Source organism: Streptomyces xinghaiensis S187 (assembly GCF_000220705.2).
Taxonomy (GTDB): Bacteria; Actinomycetota; Actinomycetes; order Streptomycetales; family Streptomycetaceae; genus Streptomyces; species Streptomyces xinghaiensis.
In genome coordinates, this window is the sequence record NZ_CP023202.1 from 926,493 (window position 1) to 948,868 (window position 22,376).

Genomic DNA, 22,376 nt, shown 5'->3' on the forward strand with positions numbered 1-22,376 from the left:
GGTTAGGACAGCGCCGTGCGCAGTTGCCGGACACGCGCTGCGGTTTCCGCCCGGGCCTGGAGCGCTTGCTCCATGGACACCGGGCAGAAGCGGGTCCGGGACCCGGGCGCGGACTGGCCGACGGCGTCGAGGTCGGCACTGATCACCGTTGCGACCATGGCGTAGCCGCCGCCGGAGACGGCATCGCGGTGCAGGATGATGGGCTCCACCCCGCCGGGGACCTGGATGGATCCGAGGGGGTATCCGGCGTCCACGATGTTCGACGGGTCTGACCCGGCGCCGAACGGCTGCACTCGTTCCTTCCACTCCAGTGTTCCGCCGCTGTACCGGAAGCCGACCCGGTCCGCGACGGGCGTCAGCGTCCATGTGGTGTCCAGCAGCGCCGTGAGGCCGGCCGGGGTGAGCCGGTAGTCGTACAGGCCGAGCATGACGCGCAGTTCGAGCTCGCGGGACAGCTCGGGGCGGAGGTGCTCCGGAACAGCTCGCCCCGGCCGCCCGGATCCGGTATCAGTGCCGGTGGCCAGTACGTCCCCGGCCTTGAGCGTGCGGCCGTCGAACCCGCCGAACGCGCCGAGGGCGTATGTCGACCGGCTGCCCAGCACGAGCGGTACGTCGATGCCCCCGGACACCGCGATGTAGATCCGGGCGCCGTGTTCCAGGAAGCCGAAGGAGAGAACGTCCCCGGCGCCGATATCGAAGGACTCCCACTGTGGCGCGGACCGGCCGTTGACCTTCACTGGCATCCCGGCGCCCGTGACGGCCACTACTGCGGGCGCGGTGAACCGCAGTTCGGGCCCCATGTACGCGGCTTCGATCAGTGCGGCCCCGTCGTCGTTGCCGACCAGCAGGTTCGCGGCCAGGGCCGAGTACAGGTCGACCGCGCCCGATGGCGGGATGCCGACCTCGTAGTAGCCGGGGCGGCCCCTGTCCTGGATGCTCGAGGCAAGGCCGGGGTTGAGGATCTCAATGGCCATGCAGGGCCTCCAGCAGTGTGGCGTTGTAGGCGTCGGGGCCTGCCAGGAAGTCGTGCAGGCTGAAGCTGACCGGGCTCTGGCGGTAGCGGAATGCCCCTGCTTCCACGTCCTGTCTGACGCGCTCGTACTCGTCCCCGTCGATCGCGCGGAACTTGACGATGTCGCCGGGCCGGAAGAAGACCATGAAGTCCGCGAAGTCGGGGAGCTTGCGGGCCGGGTCGAAGATGGGTACGGGGGTGACGCCGAACATCTGGTAGCCGCCGGCGCCGCGCACCGAGTAGATGCAGGAGAAGCAACCGCCGTACCCGACGGTCAGCGCCGGCGTGTCGGTGCGGGGACGCAGGTACTTGGGGACTTCGAGCTGTCGCTCCTGCGGAACCATCTGGAAGAGGAAGGGAAGGCCGGCGACGAAGCCGACCATCGAGGTGATCCACGGCGAACCGGAGTGGCGGTCGATGAACGCCTGCACCGAAGGCAGGCCGTTCTCGATCGCGGCGAACTCCAGGTCGTTTCCCTCCGGCCGCTGGTGCCGGTCGCGGAACCGGGCACCGGTCTCGTTGGTGAACGGGTCGTCATACCAGACGGGTACTTCGACGATGCGGGTCTGGAGCGTCAGGGACGGCGCGTCGCCGACCTCCCGCTCGACTTGGCGCACCGCGCCCTCCAGTGCCGCCGGGGCAATGACATCCGGGTCGAAGCGCACCATGAGGGAGGCGTTCGCGGGACAGACGTCGATCACGCCTGGCAGCTTCTGGCTTTGCAGAAGCCTGGCCATGGCCATCGCCTCGAAGTTGACTTCCAGGCTCATTGCCTCGTCGAGCTGGACGACCAGGTGTTCGTCTCCGCCCCACGAGTAACGGCTGTTGAGCGGACTCATGCGGCCCTCCCTGCGGCGTCGCGGTCGGAGGCATGGCCTGCCATCCAACTCTCCAGGAACGTGGTGTGGTAGTTCGCCTCGGCGAACTCCGGTAGATCGACCAGGGAGCGCAGGAACGGGGCCGTGGTGGCCACTCCCCGCACCTCGATCTCGTCCAGCGCCCGGCGGGCGCGCGCCAGAGCGGCCTCACGGGTGTCACCCCAGACGATGAGTTTGGCGATGAGCGAGTCGTAGAACGGGCTGACCTGGCTGCCCTGTTCGCAGCCCGAGTCGATGCGTACGAATGGCCCTCCGGGCATCCGCATCACGGTGATCGTGCCGGGGCTGGGCATGAATCCCGCGCCGGGGTCCTCTGCGTTGAGCCTGAACTCCAGTGCATGGCCGCGTGGTTCGACTTGTTGCTGGGTGAATGACAGGGGGGCGCCCGCGGCGACCGTGAGCTGCTCGCGCACCAGGTCCCTGCCGGTGACCATCTCGGTGACGGGGTGCTCGACCTGGATGCGGGTGTTCATCTCGATGAAGAAGAACTCCTGCCGCGCGGAGTCGTAGAGGAACTCCACCGTCCCGGCGCCGGAGTAGGACACTGCGGCGGCCAGGCTCACCGCCGCGTTGGTCATGTCCTGGCGCACCTGTGCGGGGAGGTTGGGCGCGCAGGCCTCCTCGACCACCTTCTGCCGGCGCCGTTGCAGAGAGCAGTCGCGCTCTCCCAGGTGTACGAAGCGCTCGCCGTCGCCGAAGACCTGCACTTCGATGTGGCGGGCGTTGTGCACGAACCGTTCGAGGTAGACCTCGCCGTTGCCGAACGCCGCCTTGGCCTCGGCCTGGGCGAGGGGGAGCGCCTCACGCAGTTCGGCCGGTGATCGCACGACGCGTATACCGCGGCCTCCGCCGCCGGCCGCCGCCTTCACCGCGATCGGGTAGCCGACGTGTCCGGCGGTTTCCAGGGCGCTGTCCACGTCGGTCAGCGGTCCGTCGGAGCCGGGCACGGTGGGTACTCCCGCGCGGGCGGCGGTGGAGCGGGCCAGCGCCTTGTCGCCCATCAGGTGGATGGCCTCGGGGGACGGCCCGACGAACGTCATTCCCGCGTCGATGACCTGCTGGGCGAACGCGGCGCGCTCGGAGAGGAACCCGTAGCCGGGATGCACCGCGTCGGCCCGCAGGCGGACGGCGGCGGCCACCACGGCGTCGGCGTCCAGGTAGCTGCGGGCCGCGGGTGCGGGGCCGATCACGACGTGCTCGTCGGCCATGCGCACGTGCAGGGCCTCGGTGTCGGTCTCGCTGCAGACCGCGACGGTCCGAACATCGAGTTCGCGGGCCGCGCGTATGACCCGTACGGCGATCTCGCCGCGGTTGGCAACCAGAAGCTTGCGCATGTTCGGTCAGCTCATCTCAATGGTCGCCACGGGATCTCCCGGGCCCAGCAGTGTCTCGTTCTCGGCGGCGAAGGCGGTCACCTGTCCTCCGGCTCCGGCTTTGACCTCCGCGAACTGCTTCATGATTTCGATGATTCCGATGGTCTGGTCCTCGGTGACGGTCGCGCCGATCTCCGCGAACGGCGGCTTGTCCGGTGCGGGGCGCCGGTAGAAGACTCCGGGCATGGGTGCTCGCACGGTGTGCTCGGGCATGGCGATCCCTTTCTCTGTCGGGAAGGAGTTCAGGCTGAGTTGATGACCTGGCGCACGGCGGTGGCCACGTCAACGGCGTTCGGGGTGTCGGAGTGCACGCAGATGCTGTCGAACCGGACGGGAAGGCGCTTGCCGGAGTCGGTCTCGACCAGGCCGTCGGCGAGCGCGAGCCGGGCGCGGTCGGCGGCGAGTGAGGGTGGGGTGGCGTGGGGCCGGCGGGCGATGACGAGGCTGCCGTCGGCGCGGTAGCCGAGGTCGACGTAGAACTCGGCGACGAAGCCGACGCCGCGCTCAGCGGCGACGTGCTCGTGCGCGGTCCCGGCCATGCCGTAGACCGGGACGCCGTACTGCACCGCCACGTCGCAGACCGCGTTCATGAGTTCGCTGTCGCGGGCCACCATGCCGTAGAGCGAGCCGTGCGGCTTGATGTGGCGCAGTGGCACTCCCTCGGCGTCCAGGTATCCCTTGAGCGCCGCGACCTGGTAGAGCACCAGGTCGCGCACCTCCTCGGGGTACAGCTTCATCTCCCGGCGGCCGAAGCCCACCGCGTCGGGCAGGCCGGGGTGCGCACCGACGGCCACCCCGGCGGCGGCGGCCTTGGCCACGGTCTGGTGGATGCCGACGGGGTCGCCGGCGTGGAAGCCGCAGGCGATGTTGGCGGCATCGACCAGTGGCAGTAGGGCGTCGTCGTTGCCGAACGAGTGGATACCGAAGGACTCGCCCATGTCGGAGTTGAGGCTGACGGGCATGGATACCCCTTCTTGCGCCGTAGGCGGGCATCGATCAGGTCGCCGTTTCCGCCGAGGCCACGACGGCGGCGAGTACTGGGGTTGGTGGTTGGCCGCTGAGCGCTGCGGCCACGTCGAGCCGCAGGCCCGGCAGGGACAGGAGCACTTGCCAGATTCCGCTGGCGGTGTCCACCAGGACGCTTCGTCCGGTCCCCGAGTGGACGACCCATGCTGCGGCCGCGCAGGTCACCCGTGCGGGGTGGCCTGTCTCGCTCAGGGCGTCGTTGATGATCCGGGCGGCCTCCCAGCGGGCGCGCCTGGTGAGGAAGACGCCGGACCAGGCATCGGTTGCGGAGGTTCTGCCGCAGGCGCCGCACATGGTCCCCTCCTACGGCATGACGTCGCCGGAGTTGGGCCCCAGCGTCTGGCCGACGAACAGGTCACCGCTCGGGGAGCCGGCCAGCAGCACTGCGGTCGGGGCGATCTCCTCGGGCCTGCCGAACCGTCCGAGGGGCAGTTCCGCGCGCTTGGCCTGCTTCCACTCCTCGGAGATTCCGTCGATCAAAGGCGTCTCGATGGGGCCGGGGGCGATGGCGTTGACCAGCACCCCGTCGCGGGCCACCTCCAGAGCCAGGGCCTTCGTCAGACCCAGGACGCCGGCTTTGGCGGCGCTGTAGTGCGTCAGCGACGTTCCTCCCTTGATGGCCAGCTGTGAGGCGATGTTGATGACCCGGCCGTGCCCGCGGGACACCATGTCCGGGACCACGTACCGGCACATGAGGAACACTCCGGTCAGGTCCACGTCGATGGTTTGCTGCCACTGCCGCAGCGACATCTCCACCAGCGGGGCCTGGGTGAGAATGCCTGCGGAGTTGACCAGGATGTCGATCCGGCCCAGCAGGAGCTCCGTCTCGGCGACGGCCCGCCGGACGAGTTCTTCGTTCGCGATGTCTGCGGCCACGCCTCCGGCCGCGCCGATGGACCGCGCGGTCCGTTCGGCCGCGGTGGCGTCGTGGTCGAGCACGACCACGCGCGCCCCGGCGGTGACGAGCGCCTCGGCGATCGCCCGTCCGATGCCGCTGGCGCCACCGGTGACCAGAGCCGTCCGGCCGCTCAGGTCCGCGATCGGGTTCATGCGCGCATCCTCACGGTCAGGCCGCCGTCGACGACGAGTTGCTGGCCGGTGACGTACCGGGCCTGCGGCGAGTTGAGGAAACGGATGACGTCGGCGACCTCCTCGGGCCGCCCGACTCTGCCGAAGGGGATGTCGCCGCCCGCGCGGGCGAGTCCCTCCGGGCCCAGCGAGTTCACCGGGTCGGAGGACTGGGGGGTCTCGATGAGGCCGGGGATGACGGCGTTGACGCGAACGCCGCGGGGTGCCAGCTCCACGGCCAGACTGCGGCACAGTCCGAGCACCCCGGCTTTGGCGGCGGCGTAGTGCGCGTGGTCCTCCCAGCCGTAGACACCGCCGGCGATCGACGAGACGGCGACCATCGCGGAGCCCTCCGCCATGTGAGGCGCGCACGACCGGAAGGTGCGCAGTACCCCGGTCAGGTCGACGGAGAGCATGTCGTCCCAGGCCTCGTCAGTGAGTTCGGCCAGTGGAGCCCGTCGGAGCACGCCGGCGTTGGCCACCACATAGTCGATCCGTCCGAACGCCGCGTACGCGCTGCGCGCCAGTTCGTCGACCTGGCCGCTGTCGCGGACGTCGACCTCGACGATCAGTCCCCTGCCTCCTGCGGCCTCCACCAGTCGGAGCGTCTCGCGGGGGTCGTGCGGGTCACCGGGGAACGTGCCGATCACCACGTGCACGCCCTCCTGTGCGTAGCCGACCGCGACGGCCCGGCCTATCCCGCTGGCCGCTCCGGTGACGACCGCGACGGCGGGCCCGGCGCCATCGGGCTGAGTGTGTGCTGCCATGACGTGAACCTTTCTGTTCCAGGCGGTGCCGGTGGGCGGATGGTGGTCCCGCCCACCGGCACCGTGAGATAGGGGTACGTGCCGCTCGGGCGGTCAGTTCTCGAGCCGGGCGACCGGCTTGGCCAGCAGCATCAGCGCGCCGGAGAGGAAGGTGCCGACCGCACCCACCCAGAGCGCTGCGGAGCCGGTGCCCCAAGCTGCCGCCGCTCCGGTGAACAGGAACCCGCCGATGATCGTGCCGGGCTGGCTCATGGCGCCGATGATCACCGTGCCGGTACCGCGGCAGTCCGTGGGGTAGCACTCCCCCATGTAGAACATGATCGCCGCGTAGGGGCCCACCAGGAAGAACAGTCCCAGCGCGTAGGTGGTCACGATGAGTGCGGTGCTGGTGACCAGCGGGGAAAGCATGACGGCGAAGGCCACGCCGGACATCATCCATCCGATGACGATGGTGTGCTTGCGCCCGATGCGGTCGCCGAGCCAGCCGTGGAAGATGTAGCCGAAGTACGCGCCCAGGTTGATGACGATGAGCATCCAGAACGCGGTGCTGAGCTGTACGCCCTTGGCGTTGGCCAGGATGGAACTGCCCAGCACGCTGAAGATGTTGATGCCGAAGAAGTTCACGATCCACGCCAGCGAGAGCACGATGGTGTTCCTGCGCAGCTCGGGCTGGAAGATCCGCGCGATCGGGGCGCTGTTGGTGTGCTCCACGCCGTACTCGGCGGCCAGTGCCTCGGCCTCGCGGGACTTCCCCTCGGCCTTGAGCCCGCGCAGACGCTGGTGCAGCTCGAACTGCGGGGTCTCGCGCAGCTTCTTGCCGATCACGATGATCAGCGCGACGGCTGGGAGGCTCGCGACCAGGTACATCGCGCGCCAGCCCAGTGTGTCGAGCAGGACGAGCGCGAGGGCACTGGAGAGCAGGAAGCCGAGCGGCCAGCCGCCCTGGACGATGCCGTACCAGAATCCGCGGCGTTCGCGCTTCCTCTCGTCCTCGGTGATCGAGAACACTTCGTTGAGGTAGGTGGCGTTCACCGACTGCTCGGAGAAGCCGAGGCCGCCAAGCGACCGCACGCCGACCATGGCGCTCGTGCTCAGCGCGCCCATTTTCGCGGGGATGACGGCCGTCAGGACGGAGGCGACGGCGGTGCCTCCGATGGTGACCATCATGCCGCGGCGACGTCCAAGGCGGTCGATGACCGGCCCGACTCCGAAGGCGATGATCGCAGTGCCGATGGCGATGAGTGTGTTGACCAGGTAGGCGGTCGAGGCACTCCAGCCGAAGTCCTCCTGCATGACGGGAAGCAGGGTGCCGAAGAGGCCGTAGTCGAAGACCGCGACGGTCCAGGCGAGCAGTGCCAGGACTATGGCGGTGTTGGTCTGCTTCCGTGTGAACGCCGGGAACTGCCGCCGCTGGGGTTCCGTTGCCGGCGTCTCGGGCGCGCCGCCCTCCGGCAGGGTCGTTTCGCTGGTCACTTGGCCTGTCCCTTCCATGGGTGCCGGGCGGCGTAGTCATCAGCGATCTGGTCGAAGGTGACCCATCGGACGCCGTCGTGGCTGTTGATGTGCTCGATGAGCCGCTCAAGCATGAGCAGCACCTGGGGGCGTCCGGAGACGTCCGGGTGGATGGTGAAGGTGACGGCCGCGTAATCCATCTCCCGGTGGACCCAGTCGAACTGGTCCCGCCACATTTGCTCGATGTCGCGCGGGTTCACGAAGCCGTGGCTGTTCGGGCTGGCCTTGATGAACATCATCGGAGGCAGGTCGTCGAGGTACCAGTTCGCCGGGATCTCGATGAGCTCGGTCTCCTTGCCGCGGACCAGCGGCTTCATCCAGTCCTCGGCCCGGGCGGAGTAGTCGATCTTGGTCCACCTGTCGCCGACGCGCACACGGTAGGGCGTGAAGTCGTTGTGCATCAGCGAGTGGTCGTACTTGATGCCCCGTTCGAGCAGCAACTCGTTGGTCACTGGCGAGAACTCCCACCACGGTGCGACATAACCGGTGGGGCGCCGGTTCGTGACCTTCTCGATGAGATCGATGCTCCGGTCGAGGACCGCGGCCTCCTGGGCGCGGGTCATCGCGATCGGGTTCTCGTGGCTGTAACCGTGCACGCCCACTTCGTGTCCGGCGTCAACGACCTGACGGAACTGGTCCGGGAAGGTCTCGATGGAGTGGCCCGGTACGAACCAGGTCGTCTGCAGGTCGTACTTGGTGAAGAGGTTCAGCAGGCGCGGCGTGCCGACCTCGCCGGCGAACATGCCCCGGGAGATGTCGTCCGGGGAGTCCTCGCCCCCGTATGACCCCAGCCAGCCGGCGACAGCGTCGACATCGACGCCGAACGCGCACAGGATTTCCTTAGGCAAGGCCAACTCCTTCTCGTAGCCCCGGCCACCACAGCCGGGAGTCGATGTGTCCAGCGGCTGGGATCAGCCGAGGGTGTGGGCGGCCAGCGCTTCTCGCGCGGCGCGCGGGTCGGTGTGCACTCCGAGCAGCGCTGCCAGGACCACCCGGGCCTGTGACGGGCGCAGCAGCCCGGTGGGAACGGCGCCGGCGGCTATGAGGTCGGCACCGCCGCCGTCGCCGTAGACTGCGGCGACAGGTCCGGCCGTGACCCGGGTGGATGTGGCCACCACGACGCCGGAGGCGGTCAGCTCGGCCACCGCCTCGCAGATCGCGGTATTGGCGTTGCCTGCGCCGGTGGCCTCCAGCACGATGCCGCGCGCGCCGGCTGCGGCGAAGGCATATAGGGCCGTCGCGTCCGCGCCGGGATAGCAAGCGGCGATGTCCACACGTGCACGGGAGAGGTCCACGGCCGACAGGTCCAGTCGCGGACGCCGACGGCGGGCTCCGGCGATGTGGACGGCACCGCCGCGGACCCAGCCGAGAACCCCGCCGTCGGGGGAGGCGAAGGTGCTCGAAGCGAGCGTGTGGCTCTTGCGGGTGCCCTCCGCCGTGAACACCGAACCGTCGAAGACGATCAGTGCTCCCAGTCCCCGGCTCGCCGGGTCCGCGGCCACCGCGATGGCGTCGGAGAGGTTGCGCGGACCGTCGCTGTCCGGTGCGTCCGCGGGCCGCTGTGCGCCCGTGAGGATGACAGGACGCTCTTCGTCCCGGAAGAGGTCCAGGAAGAGGGCCGTCTCCTCCATGGTGTCGGTGCCGTGTGTGATCACCAGTCCGGTGACGTCGTCCGCCAGCAGGTGACGCTGCGCCCGGGCGGCAAGCTCCCGCATCCGTTCCAGGGTCATCAGATAGCTGCCGACCCGGAACACGTCGTGAACCTTGACGCGGATGTCATCGGCCACGGCCAGCCGTTCCACCAGCTCGGCGCCGCCGGCGCGGGCGACGGCTCTGCCTGTGGTGTCGCTCCGGGTGGCGATCGTCCCGCCCGTAGCGAGCACCATGACGATACGCACAGATATCTCCTGACCTGTCCCTGACCGATATGTCCGCGCTAACGTTCGCGCCAAACGATTGCGCATATAGAATGTGCCCCGGGGGGTACGCGTCAAGAGGCCGGGGGCAAAATGTTGACCGACCGAGGGAAGGGCGGAGAATGACCGAGGGTCCTGCGGGGGAACCGCTGCCACACATGGACGCCGCGGGCCGGGCCACGCTGCGCACCGTCGCGGAGCTCGCCGGGGTCCACGTCTCGACGGCCTCGCGAGTGCTGAACGGCACGGTCGGCACCGGCATGCGCACAGCCGGCCAGGAGACCTCCGAACGGATCCGCCGAATAGCCGAGCAGGTCGGTTACACGCCCAACCCCCACGCGTCGAGCCTCCGCACCCAGCGCAGCAACCTGGTCGGGGTGCTCGTCCCGCGACTGGTCGACATCGTGCTCGCCACCGTCTACGAGGGCATCGAGCAGGAGTGCGCGGCGTCCGGGTTTTCCGCCTTCGTGGCCAACACCGGTGACGATCCGGTGGCGCGGCGCCAGCGAACTGAGATGGTGCTCGCCCGCCACGTCGACGGCATCATCTTCGGTGATGCCCACCTGGACGGGCGCTTCCTCGACAAGGTGGTCGAACGGGGGGTCCCGTTCGTCCTCGTCTCGCGACGCGCCGACTCCCACCCTTCGGTGACCTGTGACGACTACCGGGGCGGTCAGTTGGCGGCCGAACACCTCCTGCAACTGGGCCACCGCAAGGTCGCGGTCATCGCCGGCGAGCCTTACGCCAGCACCGGCGTCGACCGCACCGCCGGATTCCGGGACACCTTCACCGCGGCGGGCATCAAGGTGCCTGCCTCCAGAATCGTGCACTCCCGCTTCGACACAGGCGGCGGCCGGGAGGCCATGGAGCGGCTCCTCGCGGGGCGGACCAGGCCGACCGCGGTGTTCGCCGTCAACGACTTCGCCGCGATCGGAGCCATGGGCGCGTCACGCGACGCGGGGCTGCAGGTCGGAACCGACATCGCGGTCATCGGGTTCAACGACGTACCGCTCGCGGGATCGCTGCCGGTGGGGCTGTCGACCATCCGCTCCCCCATGCACGACATGGGAGTGCACGCGGTCCGGCTGCTCATGAAGCGGTTGGCGGGCGAAGTAGTCGACTCCGAGCGGCTTTCCCCCACCCTGGTGGCCCGGGCCTCGACCCTGGGCGGTGGGAGTTCTGGCTGACCGCGCCGTTGCGGCTGGGCGGTCACATGGCCTGTCGCCGTCTCCGTGGCGCGAACGCACCTGGACCAGCAGCCGGTTACCGGCCTTGAGCGCGTGAGGTCGTCATGGTGGCTGGCTCCGGAGGCCGGTTTGGGTGAGCGGTTGTCGAGGGCACCCGGGGCGGTACCGGAGCCGGCACAGGCTTCACCGGCCTGCCGCAGGGCACGCCAGGAGTCAACGGCGCCCACTCGTCGGCCGGCCCGCCTTGCGCAATGCTCATGTCATCGGTGTACCGCAGGAATCACAGATCGTCAGCTGCGCCGACACCAGCGTTGGGTGTCGTGGAAACGGCCGTGGGTGAGGAACGCAGTCTCGCAGCACGCCTCTGCGCAGGGACAGGTAATTGGCTGTGCGGGGTCTCCGGTGCGGCCGGCCCGGTCGGCTATGGGCAAGTACAGAGCCGCGGCCGTGCTCCAGAAAGCAACTTCAAGGGCCAGCACTATGTCGGTGACTGCGTCTTTCACTGCCCATCCTCTTCTCCCGCGCGCAAGGGCAGAGCCCTGGCGTGGGGTGCCGCTGAGGAAGGGAAGACGCCAGTACGGAGGGTTCGGCGCAACGGCAGGGTTGCAGTTCCCCGGATCGAGCCGTCGTAGCTCAGGTCGATGGCGAAAGAATCAGCGCCGTGTCCGCATGCACTCAGTTTCTTGCTCCCTTACAAGTGATGAGCCACCGTGTGATCGCCGCGGTAGAGGTTCGGCGATCACACGGTGGCGTCTTCAGCGCGCTGAGCGGACCGCAGCGGGCGCGACCATCAGCGTCCCCGTCAGCCGGAGAGCAGGGTGACTCCCATCTGCGAGAGTGCCCGGCTGACCGGCTCATGGATCATGCCGCAGCCGCTGGAGGGGCCGCCGCTGAGAATTCCGTAGGCGGTGGAGCCGTAGTAGACCCCACTTCCGCTGTCTCCGGCAGCCACACATGCCGTGCTCCACGTCATTCCCGTGAGCGTGCGGTTCGGGTAATAGACGGTGGCATTGGTCTGCGTGATCCGCCCACAGGTGTAGCCGGTCGTCGACCCCTGCTTGCACACGTACTGGCCAACGTAGTCGTAGCTCCAGTTGCGGATCGACGTCGAGGGGTAAACCCATCCACGCGGCTGCCAGAAGCTTGCGTTGTCCACACGCACGATGGCCGAATCACCGTAGTAGCCGAAGGTGTAGTCGACGACACCACCGACACGCTGGTAGCCGTAACTGTAGGTCGGGATCTGCCAGTACGAGCTGCCCTCGGCGCAGTGCCCCGCGGTCAGCATGTAGTAGGCGTAGCTGTCGTAGACCGAGAAGGCGCTGGTGCAGCGGATGTTGCTGCCGTAGATGGCCACTCCCGAGCGCAGCGGGGGGTCGCAGGAGTACTGGCCGCCGCAGTACACGGGCTTGGAGGCGTGTTCGTAGGTGTCCACGCGCAGGGAGCTGCCGAACTTCTGTTTGGCCCACTCCACGACCTTGTGCTGCTTGGCCGTCAGCTTCTTGCCTTTCGGCAGGTCGAGACGCAGTGCGTTGTCCTGTGTGACGACTGCGGCTTGCAGCCCGTTCGCGGCGCCCTTGTTCGCCTTGGCGATCTGACGGGCGAGCGCGTCGGACATCTGCGTGAGTTCACGCTGGCTGTGCCTGACGACGATCGTTCTCGTCTCACTTGCCCCGGCCTTGGCAGCGGTTGCGCGGACCTTGGATGCAGTGGCCTTCTGCGTGACGGCGACAGTGAGGCGACCGCCATTGTCGTGGTCGATCCACGCACCGCCGAATCGCGACCCCAGGGCCTTGCGCACGTCGGTCGCCAGGTCCGCCAAGCGGTCCTGGCGCTGTATCCGGCGCTGCGCCTCCTGGCTTGAGACCCCGTAGTCCTTGGCCAGTTGAGCGGCTGCTGTCTTCTGCTGGTTGCCGAGTTTCGGATCGGCTGACGCGGGGGCGTCGGCTGACGCCGGCCCCGTGAGGCTGAACGCCGCGGCAAGCGCGGCAAGAGCCGGCCAGGTGACCCGGGACCAGGTCCGTAACGAACTGACTTTCATCGAGCACCTCCGGTGGGAGCGGATGGCTGACGTGCAGATCGGTCTGGTGCCTCTGAGTTGAGTGCCGTAAGAGCCAAGAGCAATATGGCGTATGACATTTCACATTGCAACCCCTCTCGCTGGAGTGCTTCCTGCTCCCTCATCAGGACTGCGTGCGCGGCACGGGCGCCGCATGCCGTCTCCGAACGCGTGCGGTCGGCCGCAGGTACGGGATCCGCCGGCATCCGTCCAGGAACCCCGGCCGGGAAGGCGGCGACCGGGCCGGAGACGCCTCGCGTCACACATCTGCGGCGCCATGCCCTCGGGCTTCTCCTCGGCACCGGCGGTGCGTGTTCTCCCGGAGTGCCTGCGCCTTCAGCCCGCGATCCTGACGCACTCCAGGGTGTGGGTCTTCTCCGGCTGCACCGGTGGCAGCGTTCCGAAGGATGGGGTTGAAGGCCTTCAGGACACGCTCATCGGTCTCCGGGCCGTCCGGCGGCAAGACGCCGCGCCCGCAATGGCCCTGATCCGTGGCGTCCTACAAAAAACGCGCGGGCCTCGTCAGACCCAGCCGCAAGGTGTGCACGAGAACGGTCTGCTGCGATGCCATGCGATTCCCGCTCTCCTACGCTCACTGAGTCCCGTCGCCCCTGGGGGCTTCCACCTCCGCCCACCAGACCATGCCCTCGGCCACTGCCTGACTTCCCTGCCTGACGGACAAGGCGGCGATGAGCTCCTTGCCGCGCCCGCTCTCTTCCGGACGGGGACGTGCATCTTCCCTGCGGCTTCTCAACTCAGGGCCGGCATCGGTGACTTCGATACGGATCGCGGGTACCTGTCGGCGATTCCGGACCCAGGACAAGCGCAGCGTGACGGGTGGGAGGGCATGCCGGACGGCGTTGGTGACAAGTTCCGAGACGACCAGAAGCGCATTGTCCAGGAATTCGGAGTCGGCATCAGCCTTCTCCAGGGCGGATCGTACCTGCCATCGCGCCAGACCAGGGGCTTCAGACGAGTGAGGCAAGAGACGAGCGGAGTCGAGAAGATCAGTTCTCAGAGATCTGTTCCCTTCATTGGATTCACGGGCGGCGGCATCTCCGAACGGAACGCGGTGGCCGAATTCAGAACTCCGGTCAGACGCTTTCCGTCTCCGGGAAGTGGCACGCCACTTCCCGTTCGCCTCGGCCAGTGATCCTCAATAGCGGCTGATCGGTGCGGCAAATATCCTGAGCCTTGAAACAACGCGGATGGAAGGTGCATCCGCTCGGCGGCTCGGCGGGGCTGGGAGGATCCCCCTGCAAGACGATGCGTTCGCGGGCCCGTTCCACCACCGGGTCGGGTACCGGAACTGCCGACAGCAGGGCACGGGTATACGGGTGAGCAGGGGTGGCGTAGACCTCGTTGCGCTCACCGAGCTCGACGATGCGGCCGAGGTACATCACCGCTACCCGGTCGCACACGCGTTTCACCACGGACAGATCGTGCGCGATGAAGACATAAGCGAGCCCCATTTCCTCCTGTAGACGCTCCAGCAGGTTGACGATCTGAGCCTGAATGGAGACGTCGAGAGCGGATACCGGCTCATCGGCGATGATCAGCCGTGGTTGTGTCGCCAAGGCCCGCGCGATACCGATGCGCTGGGCCTGGCCGCCGGAGAACTCATGCGGGTAACGGTCGAGGTGCTCGGGGATGAGTCCGACCTGTTCCATCAGCTCGGCAGCACGCCGGCGGGCGGCGCCTGCGTCGATCCCCTGTACCAGCATGGGGTCGGCGATGATCCGGGACACCCTCTGCCGCGGATTCAGGGAGGAGTGCGGATCCTGGAAAATCATCTGAAGGGAACGGCGCAACGGCCGCATTGCGCGCTGGCCGAGGTGGCTGATGTCCACGCCGTCGAAGGCAACCGATCCGCCGGTGGGCTCCAGCAAGCGCACCAGCATGCGGCCTGTCGTGGACTTCCCGCAGCCGGACTCGCCGACCAGTCCGAGGGTCTCGCCTGCCCGCACGTCGAAACTGACCCCGTCCACGGCGCGCACCGGCGGGGTCGCCCGGCCGGTGCGGGTACGCCGTCCGGGGAATGTCTTGACCAGCTGCCGTACGGACAGGAGAGCGGCAGACCTGTCCGCTGTCTCGTTGCGGGCACAATCGACGGTGGCCCGGCTGTCAGCAGGAGTCATGGGATTCTCTCTCCAAGGACGGCGCTTGCGGGTCGCCGGGATTGTCAGGGCGGTGCCCGGGGTCGACGCGCTCGCCGGTCACGAGCGGGAGATGGCATGCGACGAGATGCCCGTCGCGCAGCGGGGCGAAATCCGGCCGGCCGCTCGTGCACAGCTCACGGATCCGGGGGGCCGCGGTGGTGGCGCGGGAGCAGCGGGGCTCGAAGGCGCATCCCGCTGCCGGTTCGAGCAGGGAGGGCGGGCTCCCCGGGATGGCGCGCAGCGGCGCGTCATCGGCGTCATCGAGGCGGGGCAGCGAGTCGAGCAGGCCGCGTGTGTAGGGGTGCGCCGGTTCGGCGAAGAGGGCATCCGCGCTCGCCTGCTCGGCACCTCGGCCGGCGTACATGACCAGCACTTCGTGGGCCACCCGCGCGACGACCCCGAGGTCGTGGGTGATCAGCATGACTCCGAGGCCGCGTTCGGCCTGGATCCGCGCGATGAGTTCGAGGATCTGCGCCTGGACGGTGACGTCCAGGGCTGTGGTGGGCTCGTCGGCGATGAGCAGTTCGGGTTCACAGGCGAGGGCCATAGCGATCATGACACGCTGGCGCATACCGCCGGAGAACTGGTGGGGGTAGTCGGACACCCGCTGGTTGGGGCGCGGAATGCCCACCTCACCCAGCATCTCCACGGCACGGCGGTGCGCGACGCGCCGGCTTGCCTTGAAGTGCACCCGGTAGGCCTCGGCGATCTGCTCGCCGACGGTGTAGTAGGGGTGGAGGCTGGACAGCGGGTCTTGGAAGATCATTGCCATCCGGCGGCCGCGCAGCTTGGCGAGTTCGCGGTCGGGGAGGGTGGTCAGTTCACGTCCGGACAGGGTGATGGAGCCGCTGACCTCCGCGGTGCGGTGCAGGCCCATGACGGCAAGGGATGTGACGGACTTCCCTGAACCGGATTCTCCGACGATGCCGAGCGTGCGGCCGGCTTCGACCGTGAAGTCGATGCCGGTGACGGCTCTGACGCGCCTGCCGGAAACGGGGAAGGTGACGTGCAGGTCGCGGACTTGCAGCAGCGGCTCGTCCGAGCCGGCCGGAGGATGAGTGCCCATGATCAGTACCTCACCCTGGGGTCGATGAACGCATAGAGGATGTCGACGATGAGGTTCGCGGCCACGATGAAGAAAGCGGCGAGCAGCGTGACACCGAGGATGACCGGCTGGTCGGATCGCTGGAGTGCGTCGAAGAAGAGTCTGCCGACGCCGGGTATGCCGAAGATGCTCTCGGTGATGACGGCACCGGCGAGCAGGCCGCCCAGATCCATGCCGAAGATCGTGAGCACCGGCGTCAACCCGGAGCGAAGGCCGTGCTTGACGACCACAGTCGGCTCGGGCATTCCCTTGGCACGGGCGGTGCGGATGTAGGGCTGTGCCATGGCTTCGATCATGGAGCTGCGGCTCTGCCTGGCGTACATCGCCGCATAGAGGACCGCGAGCGCGGTCCAGGGCAGGATCAGATTGGTGGCCCAGGCAGCCGGGTCCGCGGTGAGCGGCACGTATTCGGGGTAGGGCAACAGGCCCGCGACGCGCACCACTCCGTAGAGGAGCATGACCGCAGTGAAGTAGACCGGAAGTGAAGCGGTGGCCACGGCACCGATCATCAGGGTCCGGTCGGTCATCGTCCCCTTGCGGAGGGCCGCGGTGATTCCGGCGCCCAGGCCGAGCACCAGCCACATCAGCGCGGCGCCGAAGGCCAGCGACGCGGAGACGGGCAGCCGGTCGGTGAGCAGCTCCCACACGGGCAGGGAGTTTTCGTAGGAGTAGCCGAGGCAGGGGAAGCCGCAGCTCAGCGTGTGCGGCTCGGTACCCAGCTCGCGTCCGGCGAAGATCCCGACCAGGTAGTCGGCGAACTGCCGCCAGACGGGCTGGTCCAGTCCCATGAAGTGGCGCACTTCGGCGAGGCGTTCGGGACTGCAGGTCTTACCGCAGGCGGCAGCGGCGGGATCGGCCGGCAGCAGGTAGAAGATGGTGAAGGTGATAGCGCAGATGGCCAGGAGAACCCCGGTGACACCGGCCAGTCTGCGGGCGAGGTAGGTGATCACGCACGGTCTCCGTGAGGATCGAGGATGTCCCGTAGCGTGTCACCGAGGATGGTGAACGCGAGCACGGCGAGGAAGAGGAAGGCGCTGGGGATGATGAAGTACATCGGATCGGTTTCGTAGAAGGCGACAGCCTCGGAGATCATCTGCCCCCAGGAGGCGGTCGGAGGCCGCACCCCGACGCCGAGGAAGCTGAGCGCCGCCTCAGTGCTGATCATGCCGGGGATGAGAAGCGTGGTGTAGGCGATGATGGGGCCCGAGACGTTGGGCAGGATCTCCCGGGTGAGGATTCGCCAGGAGCCCGATCCGCTCACGCGGGCCGCCTCGACGTACTCGCGGTGTTTCAAGGACAGCGTCTCCCCGCGGACCACGCGGGCAATGCCCGGCCAGCCGAAGATCCCGATGACCACCGTCATGAGCAGGACACGGTTGACGTCCTGGGCCACCGACATCATCGCGATCATGAAAATGAGCGAGGGGAATGACATGGTGAGATCCATCAGGCGACTGAGTACCGTGTCCACCCGGCCCCCGAAGTAGCCGGCCGCAATGCCCGCCGCGGTACCGACCACGACCACGATGGCGGTGGCGGTGAATGCGATCAGCAGAGAGACTTGCGCCCCGTACACGACGCGGGCGAAAAGGTCCCGCCCGGTGACGGGTTCCACTCCGAGCCAGTGCTCGGCACCGATCCCGCCGAACGAGCCCTTCGGCAGTCCGCCGAGGTAGGGGTCGATGGCGTTCTTGTCGAACTCCGTCGGAGACCAGCCACCGAGGGCGCTGATCAGTGGTGCGGCGACGGCCATCAGAGCGAAGAGGGCGACGACCCCGAGGGCGAGCAGTGCGCCGCGGTCACGGCGTACCGCGGTCCACGCGGCGCGCCAGGGAGCCCGGCCGGCGGGTTCGGGCGCCTCGGGAGTACCGGATGCGCCCGAACTGTCGGGGGCCGGGGCTGGGGACCGCCCGGCGAGGAGCCGGGCGGTCTTCAGCGGGCTGGTCATGGCAGTGTGGCTCCTCAGCCCTGGCTCTTGTCAGGGTTCTTGAGGCCGATCACCGCGTAGTCGAACTGACCGGTCCACATGGGGTGCCCGAAAGCGCCGGCGATGTTGCTGCCGGCCAGTAGGGGCTTGCGCTCCCAGAGCAGCGGAACGGACGGTGACTTGGCCATGATCTGGGCGTCCAGTTCTATCCACGCCTTGTTCGCCTTGGTGGGGTCGCTCATGTCGGCGATCTCGTCCATCCGCTTCATGACCTCTTCGTCGCGGAACTGGGCGTAGTTGCCCTGGTTGCCCTTTTCCTTGATGGTCCGTCCGTCGAAGATGAACGGCAGGAACGTGGAGCCGGAGGGGTAATCGGGGCACCAGCCGCTGATGGCCATGTCAGGCGCGTTCTTGGTGTCACCGATGGTGTCGTAGTAGACCGACGGGTCCACGGCCTGGATCTTGACCTCGATCCCGGACCGGCTCAGACTCTCCTGCAGCGCTTCGGCCCTGGACTTGTCCCCGGTGGAGACGGTGAGGGTGGTTTTGAAGCCCTTCGGTTTGCCGGCCTCGGCGAGCAGCTTCTTCGCCTTGGCCGGGTCTCCGCCGGGCTCGACCCGGAGCACGTCGGACTTGTTGCCACCGGTCAGCGACGGCGGCAGGTAGGCGGTGGCGACCTCGTTGAGGGCCGGGCCGCCGTTGGCGGTCATCTGCCCGTCCTTGTCGACCGCGTACTGCATGGCCTCGCGCACCTTGGGATCGTCGAAGGGAGCGCGTGAGGTGTTGAGGTGCAGCATGTCCGTGCACCCGGTCAGCTCCGCGGTGAGCCGCTTCTTGGTCTCCTTGTTGCTCAGCACCTTGGACACGCTCGCCGGCTGCATGTCCGCCCACTCGACGGCTGAGGCGTCCGCGCCCTGGCTGGCGATGATCCGGTCGTCGATCTGGCCGCCCTTGAAGCCCATCTTCACCACGATCTTGTCCGGGTACGCCTTGCGGACGGAGTCGGTGTCGGGATCCCAGTGCTTGTTGCGGACCAGCACCATCTGCTTGCCCCTGTCGTAGCGGGCGATCTTGTAGGGCCCGGAGGAGAACGGGCGCAGGTCGTACTGCACGCCCTTCTCCCTGGACTCCGGTACAGGGGAGAAGGTCGGCAGGGTCACGGTGTAGGAGAACTCCGCGACAGGGCGCTTGAGGTGGAAGACGAGAGTGTGGTCGTCCGGCACCTCGATCGACTTCAGGTGCTTGCCTTTGAGCGGTCCCTGGTACCCCTCCGTGTCGGCGAGGTATTGCTGGGCGTAATCCGGGCCCCCGGTCAGGTCGGGAGAAAAGGACCGCTCAACGTTGTATTTGATGTCCTGGGCCTTGACAGGGCTTCCGTCTTCGTACTTCAGCCCTTTCTTCAGAGTGAAGGTCCACACCTTTCCGCCTTCGGAGGGTCTGCCCAGATCCGTGGCCAGGTCTGGGACGATCTCGCTGCCCTCTGCGCCCGGCGCCGCCTTGAAAGTGGTCAGGGTCCGGTAAAGCAGGCGGACGCCGAAGTCCATATTGGGCATCACCCAGTTGCGGGCCGGGTCCAGGTGGGAGAAGTCCTGGTTGGACAGGACCGTCAGCGTGCCGCCCTTCTTCGGGGTCCCGCCGATGACACCGGTTGCCCCGGGCCCCCGTCCGTCATCACTGGTTTCTCCGCCGGAGTCGTTGCCGGTGGAACAGGCTCCCAGGCCGAGAACCAGGGAGGTCGCGAGCGACGCCGCCAGGGCAACGTGCATGCGTTTGGTCATATGCCACTCCGTTGTGGATGGACCAGATGGGTCCCGAATGTGCCCGGCGCGTACAGGCCGGATCCTCGATGTCTGCTCTCGAGGCCTGGCGGGTAACATAGTAATGTAAAATTACACTGGCAAGAGGCGTGGAGAGCTCGTTACGCACCCGTGTCCGGCACCGCTCTCCCCGCCCGTGAAGAGCGGCGATGCCGACCTCCGGGGCCCTCTCGCCTGCTACGGGCCACCCTCCCAACCAAGGAGCGATCTATGACCGTGCCTGTTGCCCGCCTGAACACAGGCAGCCACGACATGGCGGTCTCCCCCGCCCTCGAGGCCTTCATGAGCACCGCCTGGGCACCCTCGCCTCTGGCACCGGACATCCGCGTTCCCGGCCACAACGTCACCAGCAGACGACGCACAAGCCTGTCCGCGCGCTTTCCCGGGGAGCGGCTGCTGATACCCGCAGGTGTGCTCAAGGTCCGTTCCAACGACTGCGATTACCGCTTCCGTCCGCACAGTGCCTACGCCTGGCTGACTGGTCTCACCGGCGAAGACCAGGTGGGACACGTCCTGGTCCTCGAACCCGCCGGAGCCGAGGGCCACGAGGCCGTGCTCTACCTGCGTCCCCGCTCGCCACGCGTGGGAGATGAGTTCTACCGCGACCGCCGGTACGGCGAGTTCTGGGTCGGCCGCCGACCCGACCTCGAGGAGGCGGCAACGATGACGGGCATCACCTGCCGGCACTTGGACGACCTGACGGCACTGCTGGCCGGCGCCCAGCCCCCGACCCGCATGGTGTGGGGGGTCGACGGCTCGCTCGACTCACTGTGCGGACGCAGCCTCCCGGGAAGCGCCGAGCACGACCGGGACGCCGAGCTGGCGGCCTGCCTGGCCGAGCTGCGGCTGATCAAGGACCTTTGGGAAGTCTCCCAACTGCAACTCGCCGTTGACCACACCGCTACCGGCTTCGAAGATGTGGTCCGCGCTCTCCCCCGGGCTCTGCGGCATCCCCGCGGTGAACGGTGGATCGAGGGTGTCTTCAACCTCCGCGCCCGGGCCGAGGGGAACGGTACCGGGTACGACACGATCGCTGCGGCCGGAGCACACGCCTGCGTCCTGCACTGGATCCGCAACGACGGTCCCCTGGCTCGCGACCAGCTGCTGCTGCTCGACGCCGGGGTGGAAACCGACACCCTGTATACGGCCGACATCACGCGGACCCTGCCGCTGTCGGGGCGCTTCTCGAGCGTGCAGCGTGAGGTGTACGAGTTGGTGCTCGCCGCGCAGGACGCCGGGATCGCGGCGCTGCGGCCGGGCGCCCGGTTCCGCGACTTCCACATGGCGGCCATGCGCGTGATCGCCGAAGGGCTGTATGAATGGGGCGTGCTGCGGGTCCCCGCGGAAGAAGCGCTCGCCCGCGACAACGGTCTGTACCGCCGCTACACCCTGTGCAGCAGCGGGCACATGCTCGGTCTCGATGTGCACGACTGCGCGAAAGCCCGGGCGGAGGTGTACCTCGACGGAGTCTTGGAGGAGGGGCAGGTACTCACCGTGGAGCCCGGGCTGTATCTGCAACCCGATGACGAGACATTGCCTCTGGAACTGCGCGGCATCGGTGTCCGCATCGAGGACGACCTCGTGATCACCGCTGACGGTGCGCACCTGATGTCCGGGGCACTCCCCCGCAGCGTGGAGGCCGTGGAGGAATGGATGGGCTCCTTGCTCAACGAATGACACACACCAGTGCGGCCGACTCCGGCAACAGGCATACCTCATACGCCTGACAGCCGTGCCCGCTCGGGAAGCCACAAACGGCGCCGCGTGAAAACCACTTCTCGCGGCGCCGGCTTCTCACCCGGCGTCCTGGCGGCTCCCGTCCAGATATGCCGACAGACCTCCTAGCGGTTGGGCAGCCGCAGCGCGCTGGGCTTGTCGGCGTCCTGCTTCCCCGCGGCCCACAAGGTGCGCACGTGACTGAGGTGATGACGCATGAGCTCCTGAGCACCTTCGGCGTCGCCGCTGAGCATGAGATCCAGTAGCCGAATGTGCTCTTGTGCCGAGTCGACCAGCACCCCGGCCTGATCGAGTTCCGTCAAACCGTAAAGCCTGGAACGCTTGCGCAGGTCTCCGACCACCTCCACCAAGTGGTTGTTCCCGGTCAGGGCGAGCAGGTCGAGGTGGAATCGGCGGTCTGCCTCAAGGTAGCCGATGAGGTCGTGCTCACGGGCGGCAGCCACAATCTCTTCCGCTGCCGGGCGTAGCGCTTCGAGCTGTTCGGGTTCGGCCGTGGTGGTGATCACTCCGATGGTTGGGATCTCGATGAGCCTGCGGATCTCGGTGTAGTTGTCCAGGTCCCGCTCGGTCATCTCAGTGACGCGGAATCCCTTGTTGCGGATCGCTTCCACCAGGCCCTCACGAGCCAGGTCGAGCATGGCTTCGCGGACGGGGGTGGCCGAGACACCGAACTCTGCCGCGAGAGTTGGAGCGGAGTAGACGACACCCGGGCGCAGTTCCCCTGCGATCAGAGCAGCACGCAGGGCATGGGCCACCTGGTCGCGCAGGTGCTCCTGAACCGAAATGATCTTGCCCGGCTTCAGGTGAGCCATAGCAGTCCCCTTCACAGCTTG

General features: G+C 67.9%; 21 protein-coding genes. 2 read left to right on the forward strand and 19 right to left on the reverse strand.

Features of this window, described 5'->3' with window-relative positions:
* Positions 1 to 2: 2 nt before the first annotated feature.
* From SXIN_RS03945 to SXIN_RS03995, 11 genes are all read right to left on the reverse strand, one after another.
* Positions 3 to 974, reverse strand: coding sequence for a 5-oxoprolinase subunit C family protein (locus tag SXIN_RS03945; RefSeq protein ID WP_019710679.1), 972 nt, complete (start codon positions 972 to 974; stop codon positions 3 to 5).
* The gene (locus tag SXIN_RS03950; RefSeq protein ID WP_019710680.1) at positions 964 to 1,851 is read right to left on the reverse strand and encodes a 5-oxoprolinase subunit B family protein; all 888 of its coding nucleotides are present in this window, start codon (positions 1,849 to 1,851) and stop codon (positions 964 to 966) included. The genes SXIN_RS03945 and SXIN_RS03950 overlap by 11 nt, the downstream gene beginning before the upstream one ends.
* Positions 1,848 to 3,224: an acetyl-CoA carboxylase biotin carboxylase subunit gene (locus SXIN_RS03955; protein ID WP_019710681.1), complete on the reverse strand. Its 1,377-nt coding sequence runs from the start codon at positions 3,222 to 3,224 to the stop codon at positions 1,848 to 1,850. Before SXIN_RS03955 ends, SXIN_RS03950 begins: the two co-directional genes overlap by 4 nt.
* 6 nt (positions 3,225 to 3,230) lie before the next feature.
* Entirely contained in the window at positions 3,231 to 3,476 is a 246-nt protein-coding gene (locus SXIN_RS03960) for an acetyl-CoA carboxylase (RefSeq protein ID WP_019710682.1), read from the reverse strand.
* Between the two features lie 29 nt (positions 3,477 to 3,505).
* On the reverse strand, positions 3,506 to 4,225 hold the full coding sequence (gene pxpA / locus SXIN_RS03965; RefSeq protein WP_019710683.1) for a 5-oxoprolinase subunit PxpA: 720 nt from the start codon (positions 4,223 to 4,225) through the stop codon (positions 3,506 to 3,508).
* A 34-nt stretch (positions 4,226 to 4,259) separates the two neighbouring features.
* Positions 4,260 to 4,583, reverse strand: a complete 324-nt coding sequence (locus tag SXIN_RS03970; protein WP_019710684.1) for a hypothetical protein — start codon at positions 4,581 to 4,583, stop codon at positions 4,260 to 4,262.
* A gap of 9 nt (positions 4,584 to 4,592) precedes the next feature.
* Entirely contained in the window at positions 4,593 to 5,339 is a 747-nt protein-coding gene (locus tag SXIN_RS03975) for an SDR family NAD(P)-dependent oxidoreductase (RefSeq protein WP_019710685.1), read from the reverse strand.
* On the reverse strand, positions 5,336 to 6,124 hold the full coding sequence (locus tag SXIN_RS03980; RefSeq protein ID WP_019710686.1) for an SDR family NAD(P)-dependent oxidoreductase: 789 nt from the start codon (positions 6,122 to 6,124) through the stop codon (positions 5,336 to 5,338). The genes SXIN_RS03975 and SXIN_RS03980 overlap by 4 nt, the downstream gene beginning before the upstream one ends.
* A 93-nt stretch (positions 6,125 to 6,217) precedes the next feature.
* Positions 6,218 to 7,597, reverse strand: a complete 1,380-nt coding sequence (locus tag SXIN_RS03985) for an MFS transporter (RefSeq protein WP_019710687.1) — start codon at positions 7,595 to 7,597, stop codon at positions 6,218 to 6,220.
* On the reverse strand, positions 7,594 to 8,484 hold the full coding sequence (locus SXIN_RS03990; protein ID WP_019710688.1) for a polysaccharide deacetylase family protein: 891 nt from the start codon (positions 8,482 to 8,484) through the stop codon (positions 7,594 to 7,596). The genes SXIN_RS03985 and SXIN_RS03990 overlap by 4 nt, the downstream gene beginning before the upstream one ends.
* Before the next feature lie 63 nt (positions 8,485 to 8,547).
* Complete coding sequence (locus SXIN_RS03995) at positions 8,548 to 9,534, reverse strand: asparaginase (protein WP_019710689.1); 987 nt, start codon at positions 9,532 to 9,534, stop codon at positions 8,548 to 8,550.
* A 140-nt stretch (positions 9,535 to 9,674) separates the two neighbouring features.
* Here SXIN_RS03995 and SXIN_RS04000 point away from each other — a divergent pair, with 140 nt between their 5' ends.
* Entirely contained in the window at positions 9,675 to 10,739 is a 1,065-nt protein-coding gene (locus tag SXIN_RS04000; RefSeq protein ID WP_227957272.1) for a LacI family DNA-binding transcriptional regulator, read from the forward strand.
* Between the two features lie 802 nt (positions 10,740 to 11,541).
* Here SXIN_RS04000 and SXIN_RS04005 read toward each other — a convergent pair.
* The 7 genes from SXIN_RS04005 to SXIN_RS04035 form a co-directional block, all read right to left on the reverse strand.
* Positions 11,542 to 12,780 carry a S1 family peptidase gene (locus tag SXIN_RS04005; protein ID WP_039823033.1) on the reverse strand — a complete coding sequence of 413 codons (1,239 nt, stop codon included), beginning with the start codon at positions 12,778 to 12,780 and terminating at the stop codon, positions 11,542 to 11,544.
* 610 nt (positions 12,781 to 13,390) lie between these two features.
* Positions 13,391 to 13,783, reverse strand: a complete 393-nt coding sequence (locus SXIN_RS32985) for an ATP-binding protein (RefSeq protein ID WP_157916244.1) — start codon at positions 13,781 to 13,783, stop codon at positions 13,391 to 13,393.
* A 109-nt stretch (positions 13,784 to 13,892) separates the two neighbouring features.
* Positions 13,893 to 14,936: an ABC transporter ATP-binding protein gene (locus SXIN_RS04015; RefSeq protein ID WP_039823035.1), complete on the reverse strand. Its 1,044-nt coding sequence runs from the start codon at positions 14,934 to 14,936 to the stop codon at positions 13,893 to 13,895.
* Entirely contained in the window at positions 14,923 to 16,023 is a 1,101-nt protein-coding gene (locus SXIN_RS04020) for an ABC transporter ATP-binding protein (protein ID WP_019710694.1), read from the reverse strand. The genes SXIN_RS04015 and SXIN_RS04020 overlap by 14 nt, the downstream gene beginning before the upstream one ends.
* A 2-nt stretch (positions 16,024 to 16,025) precedes the next feature.
* Positions 16,026 to 17,012 carry an ABC transporter permease gene (locus SXIN_RS04025; protein WP_019710695.1) on the reverse strand — a complete coding sequence of 329 codons (987 nt, stop codon included), beginning with the start codon at positions 17,010 to 17,012 and terminating at the stop codon, positions 16,026 to 16,028.
* On the reverse strand, positions 17,009 to 18,010 hold the full coding sequence (locus tag SXIN_RS04030) for an ABC transporter permease (RefSeq protein WP_019710696.1): 1,002 nt from the start codon (positions 18,008 to 18,010) through the stop codon (positions 17,009 to 17,011). Before SXIN_RS04030 ends, SXIN_RS04025 begins: the two co-directional genes overlap by 4 nt.
* Before the next feature lie 14 nt (positions 18,011 to 18,024).
* Positions 18,025 to 19,767: an ABC transporter substrate-binding protein gene (locus SXIN_RS04035; RefSeq protein ID WP_019710697.1), complete on the reverse strand. Its 1,743-nt coding sequence runs from the start codon at positions 19,765 to 19,767 to the stop codon at positions 18,025 to 18,027.
* A 249-nt stretch (positions 19,768 to 20,016) separates the two neighbouring features.
* Here SXIN_RS04035 and SXIN_RS04040 point away from each other — a divergent pair, with 249 nt between their 5' ends.
* Positions 20,017 to 21,483, forward strand: coding sequence for an aminopeptidase P family protein (locus tag SXIN_RS04040; protein ID WP_019710698.1), 1,467 nt, complete (start codon positions 20,017 to 20,019; stop codon positions 21,481 to 21,483).
* A 164-nt stretch (positions 21,484 to 21,647) separates the two neighbouring features.
* Here SXIN_RS04040 and SXIN_RS04045 read toward each other — a convergent pair whose 3' ends face one another.
* A complete protein-coding gene (locus SXIN_RS04045) occupies positions 21,648 to 22,355 on the reverse strand; it encodes a GntR family transcriptional regulator (protein ID WP_019710699.1) in 708 nt (235 codons plus the stop codon).
* Positions 22,356 to 22,376 lie beyond the last annotated feature (21 nt).